The following is a 3107-nucleotide window of genomic DNA, read 5'->3' as shown; positions in this document are numbered from 1 at the left end:
TTTAAGCGAACCGTGAGTCATTATTACTCTGTTCAATAACCGTTTCTCTATCCTGAACATGGAGAGGCAAATCTTGAGATTTAGTCATAATTAATCAACAAATTGCTTTCTTGAATTTTAACGTTTTTTTTGGAGGAATTATTCTATAAAGTGATGATATTTTAAGTTAAAACAATCAAAATTTAGTAAGTTAGGTTTTATTAGTTATATATAGTTTATTTTGAATAATAATCAGTTATAACGCTCAAATTTAGCATTAAACAAAATAATGCGAATCATTATTAAACAACCGAGAACAGCCAATACAGCACAGAATCCTAAAGTATTGGAAGTAATAACAGTATGAGAAGTCAAAGTCTTCGTTGGCTCTACTGTGAATCGCGCTGCTGCCATTCCCGTATAATGCATCGCAAGTATTGCTCCGCCCATTAGTAAAGAAGAAAAAACTTTTTTCCAAAAATAAACTTGACCAACGGTCAGAGCAGGCTTCGTCGTGTCTTGGTGCGCGTTCCTTGGGCGAGGCAACCTCGCCAGGGGTGGATAGGGGGGACTTTTCTGGTTTGATGTTTTGCTGACCACAGTTGATTGCGGTCTGTTGAAGTCCCCCCATCCCCGCGCACCGCTTGTACGGCGGAGTCCCGTCAAGCGGGATCGAGGTAATCTCTGACTGGTCGCTGGTTCTCGCAATTTAAGAATAAGTAAGATCGCCACTAAAGAAACAAAGATCGCAAGCATTACGGAAAATACTAGCAGTAAAGGATTGTAACTAATCCCAACGTTTTCAATTTTCATTGCACTCATTCCGATGTAATGCATTCCTGCAATTGCCGAACCCATAATTATCGCTCCCGCAACTACGTTTATTCTGTTAACGTAAGGTCTAGAAATAATTAACAGGCAAAAGAAGCATCCCACAAAAGCTGCTAAGAAAGAAACTAAAACCGTGTTCAAGTCATAGGTAATTTCAATTTCCAGAGAAAAGGCAGTCATCGCCACAAAATGCATTCCCCAAATGCCCATTGCCATTAAAATTGAGTTGATCGCCCAAAACATTATCCGCTCAAATCTTTCCCTAAAAATCAAAAGAGTTTCAGCATTCATTTCAATAACAAAATAGCTTGTAGCAACAGCAATAATTGCGGAAAATAAAACTAGAGGAGCATTGTAAGTGTATTCCATAGCAAATATCTTTAAAAAAGCTCTTAATTCAAATGATAAAATCTTTAGTACCAAATATTTTTCCATTTAAATGAAAATCATTAATTGTTTGAATAGAAAATATTAATTAATGGGTTTTGTGCGTTACGTTTCACGCTTCGCACCCTACAGAGGGCGCGATCTACTGAATCAAGACTAATTGGATCGGACGAGGTTTATTTCCTAAACCTCAACTCACGTTAAGATAGATAATCAAATGACAATAGCCCCATATCAAAAGCTTTTAGTATCCATTCATGTCTGTAACGCCACCAGAAACCACCACTCAACAACCAGAAAAAGAAGCCCATCTCGACGAGCTTCCTAGTGAAGTAGAAATGTCTCTGTTCGATCATCTCGAAGAATTGAGAATGCGTATTTTTTACGCCCTGATAGGTATTGTACTTGGGGTTATTGGCTGCTTTATTGTAGTGAAGCCCTTAGTCAGAGTTTTAGAAGTACCCGCACAGGGGGTTAAATTCCTGCAACTTGCGCCAGGAGAATTCTTTTTTGTCTCGATTAAAGTTGCTGGTTACAGTGGCATTTTACTGGCTAGTCCCTGGATACTTTATCAGATAGTACAGTTTGTTCTACCAGGTTTAACCCGTCGCGAAAGGCGTTTGTTAGCTCCTGTGGTATTGGGTTCGAGTGTTTTATTCTTTGCGGGGCTAGCTTTTGCCTATGTTGCTCTAATTCCTGCTGCGCTTAATTTCTTTATTAGCTATGGTGGAGATGTTGTAGAACAGTCTTGGTCAATCGATCGCTATTTTGAGTTTGTTCTTCTGTTAATGTTTAGTACGGGGCTAGCTTTCCAGATTCCCATCGTACAGTTAATTCTCGGTTTTTTGGGTATTGTTTCTTCCGATTTAATGGCTGCGGGTTGGCGTTATGTTGTTCTTGGTGCTGTAGTTATGGGAGCTATTTTAACTCCTTCTACTGACCCTTTAACTCAATCTCTGCTTGCTGGTGCAGTATTGGGCTTGTATTTTGGTGGTATTGGCATGGTGAAATTAATCGGTAAATAGATTTCTTGGCTTCAAGAATAATGACTATAAACAGTCCAAAATTTGGTTACTGATAAAAGCATTATAAGGAAACCAAAGGAGCGATATTTAGGGGTGACAGAACAGCAGAAGGAAACGGCAATTTCTACCTTGAATTTCTAGTTTCTAATAAACACAAAAAACCCCTCAAAATATAGGAAGGGTTAGAAATGAAACTATTAATAAACTAGTCTATTTAGTCTTTTTCATAACTGGAACAAGTACTTCAATTAATTTGGCAATCGCTCCTACCAAAATTGAAATAGCTAAAATGATTCCCACTGGACTACTACCATTAGGCAGAGGATCTAGGTTAGGAGTTTCATTTTCAGGAAATGCAGAAGGTTGTGTGACAACCTGATTGTTACTGTTCATAAGTTTCTCCTATTTTGTTATGCACCTATCGTTGTTGATGAGTTTATCCAAAGTATTCACCCTGATATTAAGTCATAGGCGTTTCTGATTTGAGGGATGAAATAAATAATCATACGGTTCGTAGACAGAGCTTATAGAACCCATTTGATATCTTCACAAAAGGTATAATAGGTAGAAAATGCCATATACAAGTAGCTTGACAAATAAAGAGTGGGAGATAATAGAGCCACTGTTACCAAAGAAAAGTAATTCGAGGAGCGTCGGAAATTTTAAACAAAATTCCTCCTGAAACTTCATTTTTTGCTTCTAATTGCTTTTGCAATTGACTAGCATTTTCGACCATAGTTCTAAAACCTCAAACCTTAATTTGACTTAAAAATCATAAAGCTAAGAAACTCGACAATGAATAAGTTAAAGATAAAATACTAAATACAATTAAATTAATTTGCTTGAAAACTGTAATCCATTACTTTCCAGTTCAATTGATTTTTT

Annotated in this window: 3 protein-coding genes; 1 reads left to right on the top strand and 2 read right to left on the bottom strand. The window is 37.2% G+C overall.

Annotation, left to right across the window (positions count from 1 at the left end):
- Positions 1–231: 231 nt before the first annotated feature.
- Positions 232–1179, bottom strand: a complete 948-nt coding sequence (locus H1P_RS32260) for an MHYT domain-containing protein (RefSeq protein ID WP_186376276.1) — start codon at positions 1177–1179, stop codon at positions 232–234.
- Between the two features lie 275 nt (positions 1180–1454).
- Between H1P_RS32260 and tatC the strand changes: the two genes are divergently transcribed.
- The gene (tatC, locus tag H1P_RS32255) at positions 1455–2222 is read left to right on the top strand and encodes a twin-arginine translocase subunit TatC (RefSeq protein ID WP_144875409.1); all 768 of its coding nucleotides are present in this window, start codon (positions 1455–1457) and stop codon (positions 2220–2222) included.
- Between the two features lie 210 nt (positions 2223–2432).
- Here tatC and H1P_RS32250 read toward each other — a convergent pair whose 3' ends face one another.
- Positions 2433–2615, bottom strand: coding sequence for a hypothetical protein (locus tag H1P_RS32250; protein WP_144875407.1), 183 nt, complete (start codon positions 2613–2615; stop codon positions 2433–2435).
- Between the last annotated feature and the right edge of the window lie 492 nt (positions 2616–3107).

Source organism: Hyella patelloides LEGE 07179 (assembly GCF_900659865.1).
Lineage (GTDB): Bacteria > Cyanobacteriota > Cyanobacteriia > Cyanobacteriales > Xenococcaceae > Hyella > Hyella patelloides.
This window is presented reverse-complemented; position numbering and strand designations above follow the sequence as displayed.

Coding starts and splice junctions, on each gene's coding strand:
- H1P_RS32260 (WP_186376276.1), bottom strand. CDS start 1,179: ATGGAATACACTTACAATGCTCCTCTAGTTTTATTTTCCGCAATTATT.
- tatC (WP_144875409.1), top strand. CDS start 1,455: ATGTCTGTAACGCCACCAGAAACCACCACTCAACAACCAGAAAAAGAA.
- H1P_RS32250 (WP_144875407.1), bottom strand. CDS start 2,615: ATGAACAGTAACAATCAGGTTGTCACACAACCTTCTGCATTTCCTGAA.